The sequence below is a fragment of the Pseudomonas sp. C6002 genome (assembly GCF_013385805.1).
GTDB lineage: Bacteria > Pseudomonadota > Gammaproteobacteria > Pseudomonadales > Pseudomonadaceae > Aquipseudomonas.
Window position 1 is genome coordinate 365,434 of the sequence record NZ_JACAPH010000017.1, and the last position, 20,650, is coordinate 386,083.

Sequence of the window (20,650 nt, forward strand, 5' to 3'; positions counted from 1 at the left end):
TTATGCGGTTGGGACGATGGACACACACCGGCGGGCTGCTGCTGGGCTTGAGCTTGTTGCTGGGCGGTTGCGCCACGGCGCCGAAAACCTCCACCAGCGCCAGCCTGGACCAGTTGCTGGCCGACCCGGCACTGCACGGCGCCAGCGTGTCGCTGATGGTGCGCGATGCCCGCAGCGGCAACACGCTCTACCAGCACAACCCGCGTACGCGGCTGAGCCCGGCTTCGAGCCTCAAGCTGCTGACCACTGCGGCGGCGATGGATGTGCTGGGGCCGCAGTATCGGTTTTCCACGCAACTGTTGAGCGACGGCATCCGCCAGGGCGCGGTGCTTGACGGCAACCTCTACCTGCGCGGCCTGGGCGACCCGACGATCCAGTGGGCGGATTACCAGGCGCTGGCGGCCAACCTGGCGCAGCAGGGCATCCGGCAGGTGCGGGGCGACCTGGTGTTCGACGACACGTTCTTCGACGCCGAGCGCCTGGGCACCGACTGGTCCCAGGACGATGAAAGCACCTACTACGGCGCGCAGATTTCGGCGCTGACGGTGTCGCCCAATGACGACTTTGATGCGGGCTCGCTGCTGGTCACGGCCAGGGCGCCGGTCGTGGCAGGGCGCCCGGTGACGGTGGAGATCAGCCCGGCTACCGATTACGTGCAGCTCAGCAACCGTGCGGTCAGCGGCACAGGCAACAGCTATGGAATCAATCGCCAGCACGGCACCAACCTGTTGCGCCTCAGTGGCGCGTTGGCGCCGGGCAGGCAGAGCCCGCAACTGGTCAGTGTGTGGGAGCCGACGCAACTGGTGGCCAACCTGTTTGAACAGGCCTTGGCGCAGCAGGGGATTGTCGTGCAGGGGCGTCGGATGATCGGGGGTGTGACGCCGACCACGGCGACGGTGCTCGCGCTGCATGAGTCGGCGCCGTTGCAGGAACTGATCACGCCGTTGCTCAAGCTTTCCAATAACAACATGTCTGAAGCCTTGCTCAAGAGCATGGGGCGCAAGACCGTGAATGCCGGTACGGCGCCTGCCGGTGTGGCGGCGGTGGCCGGGTTCCTGAAGCGTCAGGGGATTGATACGGCGACGTTGAACCAGGTGGACGGTTCAGGGTTGTCCAGGCGTAACCTGGTGTCGTCGCAGAACCTCACGGATGTGCTGCTGGCCGCCAGCAAACAGCCCTGGTTCAACGCCTGGTACAACGCGTTGCCGGTTGCCGGTAATCCGCAGCGACTGGTGGGCGGCAGCCTGCGTTACCGCCTGCGGGGCACCGCTGCGGAAAACAACCTGCACGGCAAGACCGGCTCCATGAGTGGCGTGTCGTCGTTGACTGGGTATGTCACCGATGCCAATGGGCGCAAGCTGGTGTTTTCGATGGTGACCAACAATTACGTGGTCGCAGGCGCGCGGGTTAAGGCGCTGGAAAACCGCCTGGCCACGGCACTGGCCAACAGCACGGACTATTGAGCACCGAAGATCAAAGGTGGGAGCGGGCTTGCTCGCGAATGCGCTGGTTCAGTCAGTACATGTGTTGACTGTCACACCGCTTTCGCGAGCAAGCCCGCTCCCACATTGGACCTGTGCCGTCAGGCAGATTGCATTTCAAGGCAGGAACGCCTGCCGGTATTCACCAGGGGTGGCGCCCATCGCCTGGCGGAACCGGTTGGTAAAGTGGCTCGCGCTGGAAAATCCGCACGCCAGGGCAATCTCGCCCAGCGGCAACGACCCACCCCGCAACAACTCCCGGGCGCGGGCCAGGCGCCGCGCCAGCAGATATTGATGGGGCGGCAGTCCAAAACTCTCGCGAAACATCCGCGCAAAGTGGTACTCCGACAACGCACACAAGCCTGCCAACTGCCCCAGGCTGATCGGCTCCGCCAGTTGCTGGTCGATGTGCTCCACCAGTTGCCGGCGCTGGTGGGCGGCCAGCCCGCCTTTCAAACGCAAACCCTCGCGCATCCCCACCTGGCTGAGCAAGGTATGGCTGAGCATCTCATGGGCCAGGCTGCTGGTCAGCAGGCGTTCGCCGGGCTCTTTCCAGTTCAGGCTGATCAACTGGTGAAAACGCCGGGCCTGCCGCGCATCGTCGAGGAAGGTGCTCTCGCGCAGTTGCAACTCGCGGGGTTCGCGGTCCAGCAAGGTGACGCAGCCCAGGGCGAATTGCTCGGGGCTGAAATACACGTGGGCCAGGCGGATTTCGCCGTTGATCACCCAGGCCGACTGATGCTCGGCCGGCAGGATGCACAGCTTGTCCGGGCCGCCCTTGGTGCCGGGCTGGTCGCGGCGAAAGGTGCCGGTGCCGCCGCCGATGTAGCAGGACAAGGTGTGGTGCTCGGGGGCTTCGTAATCCTGGGCGTCGTGATGGTTGCTCCACAAGGCTGCAGACAAGCCGTCACCGAGCTCGGCGCACAGCTCGAGGCGAGCGTTGGGCGAACGGTTGAGGGATTGAAAGACTTGCAGGGTTTCCAGTGGCGGCATATTCGTACTCTCTGACGGCTTGCATCCTACTCCCAGCGGCGGCGGCTGTGATCCCGGCAGCCGACAAAAGCGCAAGAATGTGCAAGAGACCTGGTGCCGCCAGGGGCGAAACTGTGGCTCAACCCTCGGAGCCCGCCATGAACCTTTTCCTGTATTTACTCACCGTATTGATCTGGGGCACCACCTGGATTGCCCTCAAGTGGCAACTGGGCGTGGTGGCGATTCCGGTGTCCATCGTCTATCGCTTTGGCCTCGCGGCGCTGGTGCTGTTCGTGATGCTGCTGCTCAGCCGCAAGCTGCAGGTGGTGAACCGGCGCGGGCATCTGATCTGCCTGGCCCAGGGCCTGTGCCTGTTTTGCGTCAACTTCATGTGCTTCCTGACCGCCAGCCAGTGGATTCCCAGCGGCCTGGTGGCGGTGGTGTTCTCGACGGCCACCTTGTGGAACGCGCTGAACGCCCGGGTGTTCTTCGGGCAGAAGGTCGCACGCAATGTGTTGATGGGCGGCGGCCTTGGCTTGCTCGGCCTCGGGCTGTTGTTCTGGCCGGAACTGGTGGGGCACACCGCCAGCCCGCAAACCTTGCTCGGCCTGGGTTTGGCATTGCTCGGCACCATGTGTTTCTCGGCGGGCAATATGCTGTCGAGCCTGCAGCAGAAGGCGGGCCTCAAGCCACTGACCACCAATGCCTGGGGCATGGCCTATGGTGCGTCGATGCTGGCGATGTACTGCGCGGTGCAGGGCATTCCGTTCGACATGGAATGGAACAGCCGGTACATCGGTTCGCTGCTGTACCTGGTGATCCCGGGTTCGGTGATTGGCTTTACCGCCTACCTGACCCTGGTCGGGCGCATGGGGCCGGAGCGGGCGGCGTATTGCACCGTGCTGTTCCCGGTGGTGGCGTTGAACGTCTCGGCGTTTGCCGAGGGCTATCAGTGGACGCCGCCGGCGTTGGCGGGGTTGGTGCTGGTGATGCTGGGGAATGTGTTGGTGTTTCGCAAGCCCAAGGCTGGCGCGCCGATCAATCCAATCTACAAGGCGAAGCAGGTTTAGTGTGGGGGGCTCGACAGCTCCCACATTTGATCTCCTTTACCTGAGAATCACCGTTCATTACTTCAGGCCCAGGCGCTTGGCCATTCGTCCCAGGTTGGCCCGGTCCAGGCCCAGCTCACGGGCGGCACTGGCCCAGTTGTGCTGGTGGCGTTCCAGGCAGGCGCTGATGACCTGGCGCTGGTAGTTCTCGGTGGCCAGGCGCAGGTCGCCGGTGACGTCCGGCACGGGGTCGGGCTGCGCTTCGAGCGGTGGCGCGGTGGCGTTCGGCAAGTCCAGATCCGCCGCGCTGAGGCTGAGAATCTTCGGGCGCTCCCGGCAGTTACCCAGGGCTTTCAAGGCGCTGCGGCCGATCAAGTGTTCCAGTTCGCGCACATTCCCCGGCCAGGTATAAGCCAGCAGTGCCGCCTGGGCATCGCTGGTCAGGCGCAGGCTGCCCAGTCCCATGCGTGAGCGGTTCTGTTCAAGGAAAAAGCCCGCCAGCAACAGCACATCGCGACCGCGCTCACGCAGTGCCGGGACTTGCAGCGGGTACACACTCAAACGGTGATAAAAGTCGGCACGATAGCGGCCGCTGCGTACTTCTTCGGCCAGATCCCGGTTAGTGGCAGCGATCAGGCGCACATCCACCTGATGCTCCTTGTCAGACCCCAGGCGCTGCAACTGGCCACTTTGCAGCACCCGCAGCAGCTTGGCCTGCACGGTGAGGGACAACTCGCCCACTTCATCAAGAAACAGCGTGCCGCCATTCGCCAGCTCGAACTTGCCCCGGCGTTCGTTGAGCGCGCCGGTAAACGCCCCGCGCACGTGGCCGAACAGTTCGCTTTCCACCAGGGTTTCCGGCAGGGCGGCGCAGTTGAGGCTGATCAGCGGTTTCTCGGCGCGGTTTGATGCAGCATGGATCGCCTGGGCCACCAGCTCCTTGCCCACGCCGGTCTCGCCGGTGATCAATACCGTCAGGTCACTGCCACCCACCAGGTTGATTTCTTCCACCAGGCGTTTGTGGCTCTTGCTCTGGCCGATCATTTCCTTGTGCTGCTGGCCGCTGGCCTGGCGGTAGATTTCGGCGCGCTGGTGTTCGTCTTCGGCACGCAGGGCCAGGCGTTCAATGCGTTCAGCCACATTGACGGTGGCGGCGGCGAGGCTGGCGAAGGCTTGCAGGGCGTCCAGTTCCACCCGTTCGAAGCGCTCGGTATCCAGGGCGTCGAGGGTCAGCAGGCCCCAGGGCCGGTCGTCGACAAACAGCGGGCAGCCCATGCAGTCGTGGACTTCAAGGTGCCCGTGCAGGCCATCCACCAGGCCGTCATAGGGGTCGGGCAGTTCGCTGTCGCTGTCAAAGCGGGTAGGGCCGGGGCTGCTGAGCAGCACGGCGAAACGCGGATGTTCGCTGACCTTGAAGCGCCGGCCGAGGGTGTCGGTACTCAAGCCATCCACCGCCAGCGGCACCAGCCATTCGCCGTCGAGGCGCAGCAGGGCGGCCGCGTCGCAGGGCAGCAGGGCGCGCATGGCCTGGAGCAGGCGCCGGTAACGCTCGCCTTCGGGCAACTCGCGGGACAGGTCGGCGACCAGGGGCAGCAGGGTGGTGAGCAGCGGCTTCGCAGTCATAATGACTCCTTGTAGTCATAGTGACTATATAACGTAGGAAGTCATACTGACTACATTAATATTAAGCATTTGATTTGTAAGGATTTATTAGTTGGCATGAATACTGAGTAGTAAAGGGTATTCAGTAAGAAGACTCAGGAGTCTGCCATGCTTAGTGCCCAAGACCGTGCCATCGTCAAATCCACCGTGCCCCTGCTGGAAAGTGGCGGCGAAGCCCTGATCACCCATTTCTACCGGATGATGCTGTCCGAATACCCAGAAGTACGTCCGCTGTTCAACCAGGCCCACCAGGCCAGCGGCGACCAGCCCCGGGCCTTGGCCAACGGCGTGCTGATGTACGCCCGGCATATCGACCAACTCGACCAGTTGGGCGATCTGGTGGCAAAGATCATCAACAAGCACGTGGCCCTGCAGATCCTGCCGGAGCATTACCCGATTGTCGGTACCTGCCTGCTGCGGGCAATTTCCGAAGTGCTGGGCAGCGAAATCGCCACCCCTGAAGTGATGAGTGCCTGGGGCGCCGCCTATGGCCAATTGGCCGACATCCTGATCGGTGCCGAGGCGGCTATCTATAAAGAGAAGGAACAAGCACCGGGCGGCTGGCGTGGCGCGCGGCCGTTCACCTTGGTCAAGCGTGTGGAGGAGAGCGCGGAAATTGTCTCGTTTTACTTCGCGCCTGTGGATAACGGCCCGATCCTGGCCGCCGAGCCTGGGCAGTACATCGGCATGAAGCTGGTGCTGGAGGGCGAGGAAGTGCGCCGCAACTATTCCCTGTCGGCGCGTGGCGATTCGGGCCAGTACCGCATCAGCGTCAAGCGCGAAGCCGGTGGGCGGGTGTCGAACTACCTGCATGACCAGTTCCAGGTGGGTGCGACCATCGATCTGTTCCCGCCTTCGGGGGAGTTCACCCTGGCGGCCAGCGACAAGCCATTGGTGCTGATCAGCGGCGGCGTGGGCATCACGCCAACATTGCCGATGCTCGAAGCGGCGCTGGCCACCGAGCGTCCGGTTCACTTTATCCACTGCGCGCGTAATGGCGGCGTGCATGCGTTCCGCGAATGGGTGGACGGCCTGGCCGCGCAGCATCCGCAACTCAAGCGCTTCTATTGCTACGCCGAGGATGATGGCGTGAGCCCGGCGGCGGACAAGGTCGGGATGCTGAGCCAGGAGCAACTGGCGGCGTGGCTGCCGCAGGAGCGCGATGTGGATGCGTACTTCCTGGGGCCTAAAGGCTTCATGGCGGCGATCAAGCGTCACTTGAAGGCCCTGGGTGTGCCGGAAGCGCAGAGCCGGTATGAGTTCTTTGGGCCGGCGTCGGCCCTGGAATAACTTACTCGGTCAAAAATGTGGGAGCGGGCTTGCTCGCGAAAGCGGAGTGTCAGTCACTGAATGTGTGTCTGATACACCGCCTTCGCGAGCAAGCCCGCTCCCACATGTTGATCTCCATTTTCCCTGATTAATCTCCTGTTAATGCCTCCTGTTTAAACCTCCACACGCCAACTGCTCAACTTTCACCGTCCGCGTGTAAACTTGCGGCCATTGGCACAACCATCATTGGCTAAAGGGAAACGGGGATGATCGACGAATTGCGTTTGGGCAGGGAGCGACGCTTTCTGGTACTGCTGGGCATCATCTGCCTGGCGCTGATCGGCGGGGCGCTGTACATGCAGGTGGTGCTGGGCGAGGCCCCTTGCCCGCTGTGCATCCTGCAACGTTATGCCTTGCTGCTGATCGCGATCTTCGCCTTCATCGGTGCCGCCATGCGCACCACCCGCAGTGTCACGGTGTTTGAAGCACTGGTGACCCTCAGCGCCCTGGGGGGCGTCGCCGCTGCCGGCTATCACGTGTACATCCAGTTCTTTCCGAAGGTCAGCTGCGGCATCGACGTGCTGCAACCGATTGTCGATGGCTTGCCGCTGGCCTCGGTGTTTCCCCTGGGGTTCCAGGTCGACGGCTTCTGTGAGACGCCGTACCCGCCCGTGCTCGGCCTGTCCCTGGCCCAGTGGGCGCTGGTGGCCTTTGTGCTGACGGTGATCCTGGTGCCACTGGGCATTTACCGTAATCGCCAGGGCAAAGCCTAAGCGGTTACAACTCAACGCCCCGGCCTTCCTCTAAAGAAGGCTGGGGCGTTTTTGTTTGTAGGCATTTGTGAAGAGGCCGTGACGCGGGGCAAGTTTGGGTGTGCGCAGCGTGCGACATGTTGTCACACGGAAGCTGTCGCAGGACGTTTCTGACGCTCGTAAACGCGCCATAAATTTGCATGAAGCGGCGTTTTATGGCTGTCAGTTCGTCGTCTGGCCGACGCCGCGAGTGGCGTGCGGTCGGCGACATTGCCCGATGTCCGAATGCCTTGTTTTTAGGGGACTTGGATCCGTTTTCGATGCCCTTACAGGCTGTAAGGGATGTGGCAGATTGCCCAATAACACGGCATTTTTTGTGGTTTTTGTCGAGAATCAAACGCGATACGATCGCGGACCTTTGCAATAATGGTGAAGGATTATTGCTGGAAACGATAAAAATTATTTCTGGATAAGACATGGTTTATACATCGCTAGCTAACTACAATCGCCCGCACTGAATGTCCGGTGCTGCTCACCCCTGAGCAAACTAGGGCGGTCGAGAAGCGGATGTAACGTTTCATGCGACCCCAGGTGCCGGCAGCCTTTCAACTATCCGCACCAAATGGAATTGGTCTGTAACAAGGCCTTTGACCAACGAATTCGAATAAGAACTCACCGCTAGCCCGGGACGTGTCGATTCGCGCAAGGTGCGACGGGCAGGCCCTTATTCAATCGAAGAGAAATGCCAACCCTTGGCAGGGTGAAGTGTTGGCGATCAAAACCCAACTGCATTGCGCAAGCTGCTTTAGAGGTCGTGAGATGAGTAAAAACAGGTACCCCCGATTACTAGGCTTTTTGCCGCTGCTTGGCATGATGTTAATGCTGGGAGGCTGCAAGTGGACCTTGCTCGACCCTAAAGGTCAGGTCGGTCTGGATCAACGCAACCTGATCATCACCGCCACCCTGCTGATGCTGTTGGTCGTGGTGCCCGTGATCATCATGACGTTCGCGTTCGCCTGGAAATACCGCGCGTCGAACACCAGCGCCACCTACGCGCCGAAGTGGTCGCACTCCACCAAGATTGAAATCGCGGTGTGGCTGGTGCCGATCCTCATCATCATCGCCCTGGGTTACATCACCTATAAGTCGACCCATGAGCTGGACCCGTACCGTCCGCTGGACTCCGACGTCAAGCCGATCAACATCGAAGTGGTCGCGCTGGACTGGAAGTGGCTGTTCATCTACCCGGACCTGGGTATCGCCACTGTGAACCAGATCCGGTTCCCGGAGAACACCCCGCTTAATTTCCGGATCACCTCCGACGCCGTGATGAACTCGTTCTTCATCCCTGCACTGGGTGGCCAGATCTACGCGATGGCAGGCATGCAGACCCGTCTGCACCTGATCGCGAACGAGAAAGCTGAAATGGAAGGCATCTCCGCCAACTACAGCGGTGCTGGCTTCACCGGCATGAAATTCAAAGCGATCTCGACGAGCCAGGAAGATTTCAACGCCTGGGTAGCCGAAGTCAAGGCCGCACCTAAACAGCTTGATCAAGCTGAATACGACGCCCTTGCCAAACCAAGCCAGAACAACCCAGTCGCCCTGTACTCCACGTACGAGCCGGACCTGTTTCAGAAAATCGTCGACAAGTACGAAGGTATGAAGCCAGGCAAGCCGATCGAGCACGAGAAGAAAGAAGTGGCCGCGGTTGAAGGTTCTGACACGGGCTCGCATTCAACTGCTGGGGCAGAGGAGTAAACGATGTTTGGTAAATTAAGTTGGGATGCGGTCCCGTTCCACGAGCCGATCGTGATGGTGACCATCGCCATGATCGCGCTGGGTGGTCTGGCACTGTTTGCAGGTATCACTTACTTCAAGAAGTGGACCTACCTGTGGACCGAGTGGCTGACTTCGGTCGACCACAAGAAAATCGGCGTCATGTACGTCATCGTTGCCATGGTCATGCTGCTGCGTGGTTTTGCCGACGCCATCATGATGCGTACCCAGTTGGCCATGGCCACCGAGGGTTCGCCTGGCTACCTGCCTCCTGAACACTATGACCAGATCTTCACCGCCCACGGTGTGATCATGATCATCTTCATGGCGATGCCTTTCTTCACCGGCCTGATGAACCTTGCCTTGCCGCTGCAGATCGGTGCGCGTGACGTTGCGTTCCCGTTCCTGAACTCCCTGAGCTTCTGGCTGCTGGTATCCGGCGTAGTGCTGATCAACCTGTCCCTGGGCGTCGGCGAATTCGCCAAGACCGGTTGGGTTGCGTATCCGCCATTGTCGGGCCTGGCCTACAGTCCGGGCGTGGGTGTGGATTACTACATCTGGGCGCTACAGTTATCAGGACTCGGGACGACACTGACGGGGGTCAACTTCCTGGCCACCGTCTTGAAAATGCGCGCCCCTGGCATGAAGCTGATGGACATGCCGATCTTCACCTGGACCTGCACCTGGGCCAACGTACTGATCGTTGCATCGTTCCCGATCCTGGCTGCAACCATGGCGTTGCTGTCGCTTGACCGTTACCTGGATTTCCACATTTTCACCAATGAACTTGGTGGCAATCCAATGATGTACGTGAACCTGTTCTGGGCATGGGGTCACCCTGAGGTGTACATCCTGATCCTGCCAGCGTTCGGTATCTTCTCTGAAGTGATCTCGACCTTCTCGGGCAAGCGCCTGTTCGGTCACCACTCGATGATCTACGCCTCGGGCGCGATCTCGGTACTGGGCTTCATGGTTTGGCTGCACCACTTCTTCACCATGGGTTCGGGGGCCAGCGTCAACGCGTTCTTCGGACTGGCGACGATGCTGATTTCCATCCCGACGGGGGTGAAGCTATTTAACTGGCTATTCACCATCTATCACGGTCGTCTGCGTATCACCAGCCAGGTTCTGTGGACCCTGGGCTTCATGGTGACCTTCGCGATCGGCGGCATGACCGGCGTACTGCTGGCCATCCCGGGTGCTGACTTCGTGCTGCACAACAGCCTGTTCGTCATTGCTCACTTCCATAACGTGATCATCGGCGGCGCAGTATTCGGCTACATCGCAGGTTTCAGCTTCTACTTCCCGAAAGCGTTCGGCTTCAAGCTGCACGAAGGCTGGGGCAAGGCTGCATTCTGGTTCTGGATCTCGGGCTTCTTCGTCGCGTTCATGCCGCTCTACGCTCTGGGCTTCATGGGCATGACCCGTCGTCTGAACGCCACGACCAACCCTGAGTGGGTACCGTACCTGTACGTTGCCATGGTGGGTGCACTGATGATCGCTGTGGGTATCGCCTGCCAGCTGATCCAGCTGTATGTCAGCGTGCGTGATCGCAAGCAGAACATGTGCGAATCCGGCGACCCATGGAATGCACACACCCTGGAATGGTCGACTTCGTCGCCACCGCCGTTCTACAACTTTGCCGTACTGCCGAAGGCTGACAGCATCGATCCGTTCACCGAAGCCAAGGAAGACGGTACTGCGTACCAGAAGCCTGCGCGTTACGAACCGATCCACATGCCTAACAACACCGCTACCGGCGTTGTGATGGGCGCGCTGTTGACCGTGTTCGGTTTCGCGATGATCTGGCACATCTGGTGGCTGGCCATCGTGAGCCTGGTGGGCACCATCGGCTACTTCATCGTTCACGCTGCCCGTGATGACCAAGGCTACATGGTGCCGGTCGACGTGATCGAACGCATCGAAGCCGAGCAACACGCTCGCCTGGTTGCCGAGAAGAAGATCCCGGCCAACCGTGTTGAAACCTCGTTGGAACAGGCTTAAACCATGTCGAACTTAGTGACCAATGCTGGACACGCCCATGTCGATGACCATGGGCACGATGACCATCACCACGACTCGGGGCCAATGACCGTATTCGGTTTCTGGCTCTACCTGATGACCGACTGCATCTTGTTTGCGTCGATCTTCGCGGTGTACGCGGTACTGGTAAACAACGTAGCGGGTGGCCCGTCGGGCCACGACATCTTCGAACTGCCTTACGTGCTCGGCGAAACCGCCTTGCTGTTGTTCAGCTCGATCACCTACGGCTTCGCCATGCTGGCCTTCTACAAGGGCAGCAAGAAAGGCGTCCTGAGCTGGTTGGCACTGACCTTCCTGTTCGGCCTGGGCTTCATCGGCATGGAGGTCAACGAGTTCCACCTGCTGATCTCCGAAGGTTACGGCCCGCACCGTAGCGGCTTCCTGTCGGCGTTCTTCACGCTGGTAGGCACCCACGGTCTGCACGTGACTGCCGGTCTGATCTGGATGGCGACCATGATGTATCAGGTCAACAAACATGGCCTGACCAACACCAACAAGACTCGCCTGAGCTGCCTGAGCCTGTTCTGGCACTTCCTGGACGTGGTCTGGATCTGCGTCTTCACCGTTGTCTACCTGATGGGGACTCTGTAATGGCTAATGCACATTCCCATGACAGCCATGATGACAGCCACGGCAGCGTCAAGTCGTACGCCATTGGCTTCATCCTGTCGGTCATCCTGACGCTGATCCCGTTCGGCCTGGTGATGTACCCAACCTTGCCGAAGTCGATCACCTTGATGATCGTCCTGGCGTTCGCGGTGATCCAGGTCCTGGTTCACCTGGTGTACTTCCTGCACCTGGACCGCTCGAAGGCTCAGCGCGATAACGTGATTGCGTTCGTGTTCGCAGGTTTGGTGATCCTCCTGCTGGTTGGCCTGTCGGTATGGATCATGTTCAGCATCCATACGTTCATGATGGCGAAGTGAGGTAAGACCCGATGTCGCTTAAGCACTTTATCCAAATCACCAAACCGGGGATCATTTTCGGTAACGTGCTTTCTGTGGCAGGCGGTTTCTTCCTGGCCTCCAAGGGGCATGTCGATCTGGCCATTTTCCTGGCTGCGATGATCGGCACGTCCCTGGTGGTAGCTTCCGGTTGTGTATTCAACAACTGCATCGACCGCGATATCGACATCAAGATGGAACGCACCAAGAATCGTGTGCTGGTCCAGGGCCTTATCTCCCTGAAACTGGCACTGATCTTCGCGACCATCCTGGGTATCGCCGGCGTGGTGTTGCTGTACAAGGTGGCCAACCCGCTGGCGGCGCTGTTTGCCGTGATCGGCTTTGTCATCTACGTCGGCTTCTACAGCCTGTACCTCAAGCGCAAGTCGGTTCACGGCACGCTGGTGGGCAGTCTGTCGGGGGCGATGCCGCCGGTGATTGGTTATGTGGCTGTGACCAATAGCTTCGACATGGCCGCGTTGGTGCTACTGGTGATGTTCAGCCTGTGGCAGATGCCGCACTCCTATGCCATCGCGATCTTCCGCTTCAACGACTACCTGGCCGCCTCGATTCCGGTCCTTCCGGTCAAGCGTGGCATCAAGGTCGCCAAGAAACACATCCTGCTCTACATCCTGGCCTTCCTCGTGGCGACCTTGATGTTGACCTTCAGTGGCTACGCCGGCATGAGCTACCTCGCCGTTGCCGCCGCCATGGGCATGTACTGGTTGTACATGGCCTGGACCGGCTACAAGGCGGTGGATGACACCGTCTGGGCACGCAAGCTGTTCGTCTTCTCGATCTTCACCATCACCGCCTTGAGCGTGATGATGTCCCTGGATTTCCAGGTGCCGAAAGAGTTGCTGCTGACGTACGCTCACTGAGTGATCGAGCAGTAAAAAACCCCGCCTTCGAAAGAAGCGCGGGGTTTTTTATTGAGGGGCCTTTAAACTATGCCAAATCTTACAAATGCAGGAAGCAGCGTGATGAGTAAAAAAGCCGTTATCGTATTCAGTGGTGGGCAGGATTCGACCACCTGCCTGATCCAGGCACTGGCGCTGTATGACGAGGTGCACTGCATTACCTTCGATTATGGCCAGCGCCATGTGGCGGAAATCGAAGTCGCACAGAAACTCGCCAAACAGCTGGGCGCCACCGTTCACAAAGTGATGGACGTGTCGCTGTTGAACGAGCTGGCCATCAGCAGCCTGACCCGCGACAACATTCCGGTACCCACGGTGAACAGCTCGGGCGAGAGTTTGCCGAGCACCTTCGTGCCTGGCAGGAACATTCTGTTTTTGACCCTCGCGGCGATCTACGCCTACCAGGTCAAGGCGGAAACGGTGATCACCGGGGTGTGTGAAACCGACTTCTCCGGCTATCCCGATTGCCGGGACGAGTTCGTCAAGGCGCTGAACAAAGCGCTGCAACTGGGCATGGAATACGACGTGCGCCTGGAAACGCCGTTGATGTGGCTGAACAAGGCCGAGACCTGGGCCCTGGCGGACGATCATCAGCAGCTGGACCTGATCCGCAACCAGACCCTGACCTGCTACAACGGCATTATCGGTACGGGTTGTGGCAACTGCGACGCGTGCAACCTTCGCGCACGTGGCCTGAACGACTACCTCGAAAACAAGGCAGCCGTCATGCAGAGCCTGAAAAGCAAACTGGCGTGATGTCGATCGTTCCCACGCTCCGCGTGGGAACGATCATCAGCTGGCGTGCGGTTGGGCCTGGGTATCGCCCGTGATGTAGCGCTTGAACAGCGAGCGGGCGCCATAGGCCGGCAGGATGTTGATGAAGGCAAAGCAGACCTTGATCGCAATCTGCACGTAGATCATGTTCAGGATGTCGCTGGTCTGCATGGCGCCGTAGAACGCGATGAAGCAGAACAGGAAACTGTCGATGATCACCGCGAAGAACGTACTCAGGAAAATCCGCAGGAACAGGTACCTGGAATTGGTCAGCTCCTTGATCTTGCACAGCAGGTACGAGTTGATGTTCTCCGACACCAGGAACGAAACCGAAGAGGCGATGAGCACCGACGACACCTGGATGATCACGTCGTTGTAAGGCCCGTCGAGCTTCCAGCCCGGCAAGCCGGGGAGGAAGGTCGAGCCGTAGAGCAGGATGATGATCATCGCGTTACTGGCAAACGCAAACAGGATGGCCCGTCTCGCCAGCCGCAGGCCGAACTGTTCGTTGAGCAAGTCCACGATCAGAAACGTCAGCGGGTAAAGGAACGTGCCGGGCGTGACGATAATGCCCAGCGACTCCAGGTAAATAGGTTTGGTAGCGGCGATGCTGGTGAAGATATAGAACGTAAAGAGCAGCAGGTTCAGGATGATGTAAATCATCCATGAGTTCTCGTTGCGGTCGTTGAGGTCGTACGCGGTCAGCGCTCCGCCCTGTGAGTAGAACTTCTTGTACATGTTCTTGACTTCCATTTTATTTAAATTGTCCATGATTTCGCTGTTCAGCACTTCGCTCAGCTTTATCCGAATGATCTTGCCCGTGGCGATCACCATGATCACCGCCAGGCTCTTGTCATTCTCGAACCCCAGCAACTTGTATTTGCTGTTTTCGACTTCGTGCTCATACGTTGTCATTGAAGCGCTCCTCGATGATATCTCCCACCACACAGATACGATCCGAGCTGACACACGCTTGATCCGTGATAAATAGTTTTTTGCTGAGCCTGTCGTACACCAACTTTTCCTTGTCGTCGCTCGACGTCCCTTTCTGCACGATCAACAAATCGCCCGGCTCGTTGACGCCGGCAATCGCATGTTCCAGCAGCACGGCTATCAAGTTGTAGGAAGTGCCGAAGTAGTAGGTCAGCGGGTACAGCGTGGCGAGTTCGCCAATGCGCTTGTCCATGCTCGCCATGACCTGGCTTTGCTTGATGATCGGCACGGCAGCAGGGTTCATGTTGCCCTGGGGGGAAATACTGCTGTCGATGATCTCTTTTTCTTCGAAGTCGAGGGTCTCGATTTCTTCATAGGAAACGCCGAAGAAATCCGAGATCTTGCGGATGGTGGACTGCTGTACGTTGACGACCTTGCCTTCCAGAATGTTGTAGATCGTGGTTCTGGTCAGCCCGGCCGCATTGCACAACGACAGCTGCGTCTCTCCGCGGCTCTTGATCAGGTATTTGATATTGCTCTTCAAATACTCGGTGCGTTCTTTTCTGTGAATCAAATGCCCACCACTTCCTTATGTTCTACACAGAGCGTCCATGTTGCGCTGGGGTGCGTGCTTCGCCGCGGCGCGAAGTGTTGCATGCGCCTGCCACAAGAATAAAGACCGTGATCAGTTTTTTGGCGATTGGCCATCATCCAGCCAGGAAAAACCGCGTCTTGTCCCCGTGTGTGCGGCCAAAAAGAATCATTTAATTTGGAAAATGTTCATTTTTCTGCTTAATTGCCCTGCGCCCAACGGAAAGGCGCACGGGATTTTCAGGGAAGGAACACAGGACAATGGCAGTCGACACGCAACCACTTACCCACCAGGCCGACCTGCTGCAACGAGGGCTGGCGGATCTACGGGCAGAAGACGCGGAGCTGGCAGCGTTGCTGGATGCGGAAGTCACGCGCCAACACCAGACGCTGTCGCTGGCCGCTTCGTCCTGCGCAGTGAGGCCGAATATCCTGGCGGCGTCCGCCTCGCTGCTGGTCAACGTGACCGCCGAGGGCACGCCCGGCTGGCGTCATCACGCCGGCTGCGAGAATGCCGACCGGGTCGAAGCCCTGGCTGTGCGCCGAGCGCGTGAGCTGTTCGGTGCGCAATACGCCGGCGTGCAATCACACTCGGGGTCGACTGCCAACTATCAGGTACTGGCGGCCTTGCTGGAGCCGGGAGACACCGTGCTCGGCATGGCCCCCGATCATGGCGGGCATCTGAGCCACGCCAGCCCCGTCGCGTTCACCGGCGCGAACTACAAGGCGCTCCGGTACGGCACTACCTCCAAGGGTGTTATCGACTACGACCAGGTGCGCACACTGGCGCTGGCCCATCGCCCGCGCGTGATCATCTGCGGGGCGACGGCCTACTCGCACACCATTGATTTCGCGCGCTTGCGTGGGATTGCCGACGAAGCCGGGTCGATCCTGCTGGCGGACATTTCGACCATCGCCGGCCTGGTCGCCACCGGGCGCCATCCGAGCCCGATCGACGCAGCCCACGTCACTACGCTGTGCACCCATAAACAACTGGGCGGCCCGCGTGGCGGCCTGATCCTTTCCGGTCGCGACGCCGAAACCAAGGTGCCGGGCCTTAAGACCAGCTTCAGCCGGCTCCTCGATCAAGCCGTGTTCCCACGAATGCAGGGCGCACCGGCCTTCAACATGATCGCGGCAAAGGCGGCGGCGTTCGGCTACGCCATGTCCGCGGATTTCGACGCCTGGATGGCGCGTATTCGCACCACGGCCGACGAACTGGCCAACGCGTTCCAGGCCTGTGACTACGAGGTGGTGGGCGGGCGCAGTGAAAACCACTCGGTGCTGATTCGGTTGCGTGGCGGCATCACCGGCGCCATCGCCCAGGCGGCGCTGGAGCAGTGCGGCATCATCGTGGACAAGCATCGCGCACCGGGAGAGACGCGACCGTCATTCGTCGCTGGCGGGTTGTGTATCGGCACCGGCTCCCTGGCGCAACGCCAGCTCGACGCCGATGGATGTCGGCAGGTCGTCGAACTGGTGTGCCGGGTACTCGATGCGGTCACGCCCCTCAACGAGCACAAGTTCACCCTGGATCCGAATGCACAGGAATCACTGCGCTTGCAGGCTCAAGCCTTGTGCGCGAAGTATCCCCTCGCGGATTACCTGCACAACTGAGCAAACATCCAAATGGATGTTTCATGTTATTGCAGGATAAATTGCTGTACGGTGTTTAAGCGGCTGTTATAGACGGTCGCGTTGTTGCTCATTCTCATCATTAACAAGCTGCACGACAGCTTGGCGTTCTCCTGGCAGTTATAAAAAGGGCTCTTAAAGTCCGTTCAACCTCCGTGAACGAAGTACTCAGCCTTTTGCAGTGAAGTCGAACTAGGCCCGTGCGCCGATAGTTGTTCGACTCATGAGGAGATATCCCGTGATAACCCGAAGAAAACTCCTGTATTCAGGCGCAGCCTTGACCGGTGCTGGCCTGTTTGCCCCGCTGTGGGCAGGTGCCGCGCTGGCGCAGGAAGTCAGCAGCGCCGCCAGCGACGACATTGAATCCTTCCGCCAACTGTCGATGTTCCTCCTCGAACGCTCGAACCTGGATGCCGCCTTGTCCTTGCGCATCCTGGCTCAGTGCACCCGGAACGACCCTGCATTCCCCGAGAAGATCAAAGCCTTGTGGAGCAAGGTTGGCCAGCATCACTTGCGCAACGTCGGCCAGTTGTCCGGCAGCCCGTTCTACGCCGACCCGGTGATCAAGGACACGACGCAGAAAATCGTCTCCGCCTGGTACCTGGGCTACACCGGCACGCCGGTGTCCCTGCGCGCCACCGACGGCACGCGGCTGGTCACCTTCACCGGCGCCCTGGCCTATGCGCCGACCGCGGACGCCACGGTGATCCCGACGTACTCCCGGGGAAAAACCAATTACTGGGTCAATCCTCCGGCCACGCTGGCCAACGACTAAGACAAGGCACTTTTATGAATCAGGATTTTGACGCCGATGTCATTGTGGTTGGCTCCGGCGCATTAGGCAGTAACGCAGCCTTTGAATTGGCCAAACTCGGCAAGTCGGTGATTATTCTGGAAGCGGGTGAACATATTCCCCGCTGGAAGATAGTCGAGAACTTCCGTAATTCGTCGAACAAGGGCAATTACAACTCACCCTATCCGAATGAACCGTGGGCCCATCATTCTTATGATGAGCAATACATCGAGAACACCGGTTCTTTCGAGTTCCGCCCCGGCATGTTGAAACTGGTGGGCGGTACCACCTGGCACTGGGCGGCAGCGTGCTGGCGTTACTTGCCCAACGATATGAAACTCAAGACGCTCTACGGCGTAGGTCGCGACTGGCCGCTGGAATACAGCGAGCTGGAACCCTATTACGTGCGTGCGGAAATTGCCCTGGGCGTATGCGGCAGTGACACCCAGGACCAGAGCGGGCAGGGCGGCGGCGCGTTCCCGCCACGCTCAAGCCCGTACCCGATGGCGCCGGAAGGTGATACCTACCTGTTCCAGCGCCTGCGCGAACGCATGGCCCCGGCGGGGTATCACTTTATCCATGAGCCCAATGGCCGTGCCACTGAACCCTACGACGGGCGCCCGGCGTGCAGCGGCAACAACAACTGCATGCCGGTCTGCCCCATCGGCGCGATGTACAGCGGCGACGTGCACGCCCGCCATGCGGAACAGGCCGGCGCCAAGCTGATCACCGACGCCACCGCCTACAAGCTGGAAAAAGGCGCGGACGACAAGATCGTCGCCATCCATTACCGCAGCTCCACCGGCGCCGATGTGCGGCTCACTGCCAAGTACTTCATCGTTGCCGCCCACGGCCTGGAAACCCCCAAGCTGCTGCTGATTTCCGAGGTGGCCAACTCCTCCGACCAGGTCGGTCGCAACCTGATGGACCACACCGGCCAGGGCCTGCAATTTATCGCCGACGAGCCGTTGTGGCCGGGACGCGGCGCGGTGCAGCAGGGCGGGATTTTCAACCGCCGCGACGGCGAGTTCCGCAAGGAGCGGGCCTCGGTCAAACACTCGATCTCCAACAACGTGCCGAACATTGCCGTGGCCAAGCGGCTGATCGCCCAGGGCGTGTACGGCAAGGAGCTGGACGAACGCATCCGCCACGATGCGGCGCGTTGGGTCGACGTCTCTACCGTGTATGAAACCCTGCCATTGCAGACCAACACCGTGCGCCCGAGCCGCACCCGCAAGGACGCCCTGGGCATTCCGATGCTGGTGGTCAACTACGAGGTGGGCGACTACGTGAAGGCGGCCAAGGCCGGCGTCACTGAAGACTATGCGCACTTCGTGCAGCTGATGGGCGGCACGGTGGTGGAAGACAACACCGGCTACCAGAACCGCGACCACCTGATGGGCACCGTGATCATGGGCGCCAACCCCAAGGATTCGGTGGTCAACCACGAGTGCCGCACCCACGACCACGCCAACCTGTTTCTCGCCACCACCGGGGTGATACCGGCCTCCGGCACCATCAACCCGACCCTGGCCGGCGTGGCGCTGAGTATCCGTATGGCCGACATCATTGCGCGGGAGGTCTAGGTGATGGGATTGCTTAAATTTCCGCTGCTGGCCTTGCTGCTCACCGCGTTGCCGGTGTTTGCCGCTGAAGACACTGCCGCGCTGATCCAGAAAGGTGCGTATGTCGCCCGTGCCGGCGACTGCGAAGCCTGCCACCGTACCGCCGAGAATGGCGGCGCGCCGCTGGCCGGCGGGTATGTGATCGACTCGCCCATGGGCAAGATCATCTCCAGCAACATCACCCCGTCCAAGGCCTACGGCATCGGCGACTACACCGAGCAACAACTGGCGGACGCCTTGCGCAAAGGCATTAACGCCAAGGGCCAGCACCTGTACCCGGCGATGCCCTACACCTCTTACCAGGGCATGAGCGATGACGACATCCACGCCTTGTATGTGTACCTGCAGCAGGGCGTCAAAGCCGTGGACCAGCCGGTGCCGGAAACGCACCTGGCGTTCCCGTTCAACATCCGCCAACTGATGTTCGGCTGGAACCTGGTGTTCCTCGACAGCCAGGGTTTCGTGCCCAAGCCTGGCGCCACCGAACAGACCAGCCGTGGCCAGTACCTGGTGGACAACCTCGCCCACTGCGGCGCCTGCCACACCCCACGTAATGCCTTGATGGCCGAGGACAACAGCCAGTACCTGGCCGGTGCGAAACTGGGTGGCTGGGTTGCGCCCAACATCACCTCCGACAAGGTCAGTGGCCTCGGCGACTGGAGCGAGGACGACCTGGTCAACTTCCTGAAAAACGGTCACCTCGCCGACAAGGCCCAAGCCGCGGGTGGCATGGCCGAAGCCGTGGAAAACAGCTTCCGCTACCTCAGCGACAGCGACCTGCATGCCATGGCCGCCTACCTGCACAGCGTGCCGCCGATCCGCGATCCCGGGCAAACCGAGCGGGTGGTGCGTGACGTCAAGCCGGTGGACATGAGCACCCTGGAAACCGGCCAGGGCGATCAAGCCTCACTGGCCGACGCCACCGGACTGGATGGCGCACGCCTCTACAACTCGGCCTGCTCCAGCTGCCACGGCCGCGATGGCCAGGGCTCGGCTGACAAGTTCTACCCGTCCCTGAGCCTCAACACCGCGCTCAACGGCAACCAGGCCAACAACCTGGTGATGGCGATCATCGCGGGCATCGACCGCAAAGGTGCCGACGGCGCCGTGAGCATGCCGGCCCTGGGCGGTGACCTGAACGACGCGCAAATCGCCGCCATCGCCAACTACAGCCTGCAGACCTTCGGCAACCCGGCGCTGAGCGTCAGTTCCGAAGAAGTCACCAGCCTGCGTCGTGGCGGGGATGCGCCGTTGTTGATCACGGCCATGCCGTACCTGCTGTGGGGCGGTGGCCTGGTGGTGCTGGTGCTGATCATCGTGCTGTTGCTGTGGCGCCGTCACCACCAACACCTGCGGGCAGTGGAGGCCAAGCGGATAGCGTTGAACCGGCGTTTTCATTCCAACTAGCCGGACACGCAAAAGCCCCGC

18 protein-coding genes are annotated in these 20,650 nt (G+C 60.2%); 14 read left to right on the forward strand and 4 right to left on the reverse strand.

The genetic code is table 11. From position 1 onward, the window contains the following. The first annotated feature begins 2 nt into the window (after positions 1–2). A complete protein-coding gene (gene dacB / locus HX817_RS12000) occupies positions 3–1,463 on the forward strand; it encodes a D-alanyl-D-alanine carboxypeptidase/D-alanyl-D-alanine-endopeptidase (RefSeq protein WP_177040289.1) in 1,461 nt (486 codons plus the stop codon). Positions 1,464–1,598: 135 nt separating this feature from the next. Here the strand turns inward: dacB and HX817_RS12005 are convergent, their stop codons facing one another. Then, positions 1,599–2,474, reverse strand: coding sequence for a helix-turn-helix domain-containing protein (locus tag HX817_RS12005; protein ID WP_134327290.1), 876 nt, complete (start codon positions 2,472–2,474; stop codon positions 1,599–1,601). 137 nt (positions 2,475–2,611) lie between these two features. Between HX817_RS12005 and HX817_RS12010 the strand changes: the two genes are divergently transcribed. Continuing rightward, on the forward strand, positions 2,612–3,523 hold the full coding sequence (locus HX817_RS12010) for a DMT family transporter (protein WP_177040290.1): 912 nt from the start codon (positions 2,612–2,614) through the stop codon (positions 3,521–3,523). A gap of 57 nt (positions 3,524–3,580) precedes the next feature. Here HX817_RS12010 and norR read toward each other — a convergent pair whose 3' ends face one another. Further along, a complete protein-coding gene (gene norR / locus HX817_RS12015) occupies positions 3,581–5,125 on the reverse strand; it encodes a nitric oxide reductase transcriptional regulator NorR (protein ID WP_087692812.1) in 1,545 nt (514 codons plus the stop codon). 147 nt (positions 5,126–5,272) lie between these two features. On the opposite strand from norR, the gene hmpA reads away from it, so the two are divergent. The 8 genes from hmpA (at position 5,273) to queC (ending at position 13,627) form a co-directional block, all read left to right on the forward strand. Next, positions 5,273–6,454: an NO-inducible flavohemoprotein gene (gene hmpA / locus HX817_RS12020; RefSeq protein WP_177040291.1), complete on the forward strand. Its 1,182-nt coding sequence runs from the start codon at positions 5,273–5,275 to the stop codon at positions 6,452–6,454. A 245-nt stretch (positions 6,455–6,699) separates the two neighbouring features. Next, positions 6,700–7,206 (forward strand): disulfide bond formation protein B, encoded by a 507-nt coding sequence (locus HX817_RS12025; protein WP_008435621.1) that lies wholly within the window; start codon positions 6,700–6,702, stop codon positions 7,204–7,206. A 798-nt stretch (positions 7,207–8,004) separates the two neighbouring features. Beyond that, the gene (gene cyoA, locus HX817_RS12030) at positions 8,005–8,946 is read left to right on the forward strand and encodes a ubiquinol oxidase subunit II (protein ID WP_008435619.1); all 942 of its coding nucleotides are present in this window, start codon (positions 8,005–8,007) and stop codon (positions 8,944–8,946) included. A 3-nt stretch (positions 8,947–8,949) separates the two neighbouring features. Then, positions 8,950–10,968 (forward strand): cytochrome o ubiquinol oxidase subunit I, encoded by a 2,019-nt coding sequence (gene cyoB, locus HX817_RS12035; protein ID WP_003216371.1) that lies wholly within the window; start codon positions 8,950–8,952, stop codon positions 10,966–10,968. Between the two features lie 3 nt (positions 10,969–10,971). Next, complete coding sequence (locus tag HX817_RS12040) at positions 10,972–11,598, forward strand: cytochrome o ubiquinol oxidase subunit III (RefSeq protein WP_008435616.1); 627 nt, start codon at positions 10,972–10,974, stop codon at positions 11,596–11,598. Further along, positions 11,598–11,933: a cytochrome o ubiquinol oxidase subunit IV gene (gene cyoD, locus HX817_RS12045; RefSeq protein WP_003216374.1), complete on the forward strand. Its 336-nt coding sequence runs from the start codon at positions 11,598–11,600 to the stop codon at positions 11,931–11,933. Before HX817_RS12040 ends, cyoD begins: the two co-directional genes overlap by 1 nt. Before the next feature lie 11 nt (positions 11,934–11,944). After that, on the forward strand, positions 11,945–12,832 hold the full coding sequence (gene cyoE / locus HX817_RS12050) for a heme o synthase (protein WP_003216376.1): 888 nt from the start codon (positions 11,945–11,947) through the stop codon (positions 12,830–12,832). Between the two features lie 102 nt (positions 12,833–12,934). Next, complete coding sequence (gene queC, locus HX817_RS12055) at positions 12,935–13,627, forward strand: 7-cyano-7-deazaguanine synthase QueC (protein ID WP_003216378.1); 693 nt, start codon at positions 12,935–12,937, stop codon at positions 13,625–13,627. Positions 13,628–13,663: 36 nt separating this feature from the next. Here queC and HX817_RS12060 read toward each other — a convergent pair whose 3' ends face one another. Next, positions 13,664–14,560: a queuosine precursor transporter gene (locus HX817_RS12060; RefSeq protein ID WP_177008768.1), complete on the reverse strand. Its 897-nt coding sequence runs from the start codon at positions 14,558–14,560 to the stop codon at positions 13,664–13,666. After that, on the reverse strand, positions 14,547–15,152 hold the full coding sequence (locus HX817_RS12065) for a helix-turn-helix transcriptional regulator (RefSeq protein WP_003216382.1): 606 nt from the start codon (positions 15,150–15,152) through the stop codon (positions 14,547–14,549). The genes HX817_RS12060 and HX817_RS12065 overlap by 14 nt, the downstream gene beginning before the upstream one ends. A gap of 278 nt (positions 15,153–15,430) precedes the next feature. Between HX817_RS12065 and glyA the strand changes: the two genes are divergently transcribed. The 4 genes from glyA to HX817_RS12085 all read left to right on the forward strand — a co-directional run bounded on the left by glyA (position 15,431) and on the right by HX817_RS12085 (position 20,629). Beyond that, a complete protein-coding gene (gene glyA / locus HX817_RS12070) occupies positions 15,431–16,786 on the forward strand; it encodes a serine hydroxymethyltransferase (RefSeq protein WP_177040292.1) in 1,356 nt (451 codons plus the stop codon). Between the two features lie 256 nt (positions 16,787–17,042). Then, positions 17,043–17,579 (forward strand): sugar dehydrogenase complex small subunit, encoded by a 537-nt coding sequence (locus HX817_RS12075; protein ID WP_023659207.1) that lies wholly within the window; start codon positions 17,043–17,045, stop codon positions 17,577–17,579. Between the two features lie 14 nt (positions 17,580–17,593). After that, entirely contained in the window at positions 17,594–19,183 is a 1,590-nt protein-coding gene (locus tag HX817_RS12080; RefSeq protein ID WP_102369856.1) for a GMC family oxidoreductase, read from the forward strand. Between the two features lie 3 nt (positions 19,184–19,186). After that, positions 19,187–20,629 (forward strand): cytochrome c, encoded by a 1,443-nt coding sequence (locus tag HX817_RS12085; RefSeq protein ID WP_177040293.1) that lies wholly within the window; start codon positions 19,187–19,189, stop codon positions 20,627–20,629. The last annotated feature ends 21 nt before the right edge of the window (positions 20,630–20,650 follow it).

Coding starts and splice junctions, on each gene's coding strand:
- queC (WP_003216378.1), top strand. CDS start 12,935: ATGAGTAAAAAAGCCGTTATCGTATTCAGTGGTGGGCAGGATTCGACC.
- hmpA (WP_177040291.1), top strand. CDS start 5,273: ATGCTTAGTGCCCAAGACCGTGCCATCGTCAAATCCACCGTGCCCCTG.
- HX817_RS12085 (WP_177040293.1), top strand. CDS start 19,187: ATGGGATTGCTTAAATTTCCGCTGCTGGCCTTGCTGCTCACCGCGTTG.
- HX817_RS12025 (WP_008435621.1), top strand. CDS start 6,700: ATGATCGACGAATTGCGTTTGGGCAGGGAGCGACGCTTTCTGGTACTG.
- cyoB (WP_003216371.1), top strand. CDS start 8,950: ATGTTTGGTAAATTAAGTTGGGATGCGGTCCCGTTCCACGAGCCGATC.
- HX817_RS12005 (WP_134327290.1), bottom strand. CDS start 2,474: ATGCCGCCACTGGAAACCCTGCAAGTCTTTCAATCCCTCAACCGTTCG.
- HX817_RS12010 (WP_177040290.1), top strand. CDS start 2,612: ATGAACCTTTTCCTGTATTTACTCACCGTATTGATCTGGGGCACCACC.
- cyoD (WP_003216374.1), top strand. CDS start 11,598: ATGGCTAATGCACATTCCCATGACAGCCATGATGACAGCCACGGCAGC.
- HX817_RS12040 (WP_008435616.1), top strand. CDS start 10,972: ATGTCGAACTTAGTGACCAATGCTGGACACGCCCATGTCGATGACCAT.
- norR (WP_087692812.1), bottom strand. CDS start 5,125: ATGACTGCGAAGCCGCTGCTCACCACCCTGCTGCCCCTGGTCGCCGAC.
- cyoE (WP_003216376.1), top strand. CDS start 11,945: ATGTCGCTTAAGCACTTTATCCAAATCACCAAACCGGGGATCATTTTC.
- cyoA (WP_008435619.1), top strand. CDS start 8,005: ATGAGTAAAAACAGGTACCCCCGATTACTAGGCTTTTTGCCGCTGCTT.
- glyA (WP_177040292.1), top strand. CDS start 15,431: ATGGCAGTCGACACGCAACCACTTACCCACCAGGCCGACCTGCTGCAA.
- HX817_RS12060 (WP_177008768.1), bottom strand. CDS start 14,560: ATGACAACGTATGAGCACGAAGTCGAAAACAGCAAATACAAGTTGCTG.
- dacB (WP_177040289.1), top strand. CDS start 3: ATGCGGTTGGGACGATGGACACACACCGGCGGGCTGCTGCTGGGCTTG.
- HX817_RS12080 (WP_102369856.1), top strand. CDS start 17,594: ATGAATCAGGATTTTGACGCCGATGTCATTGTGGTTGGCTCCGGCGCA.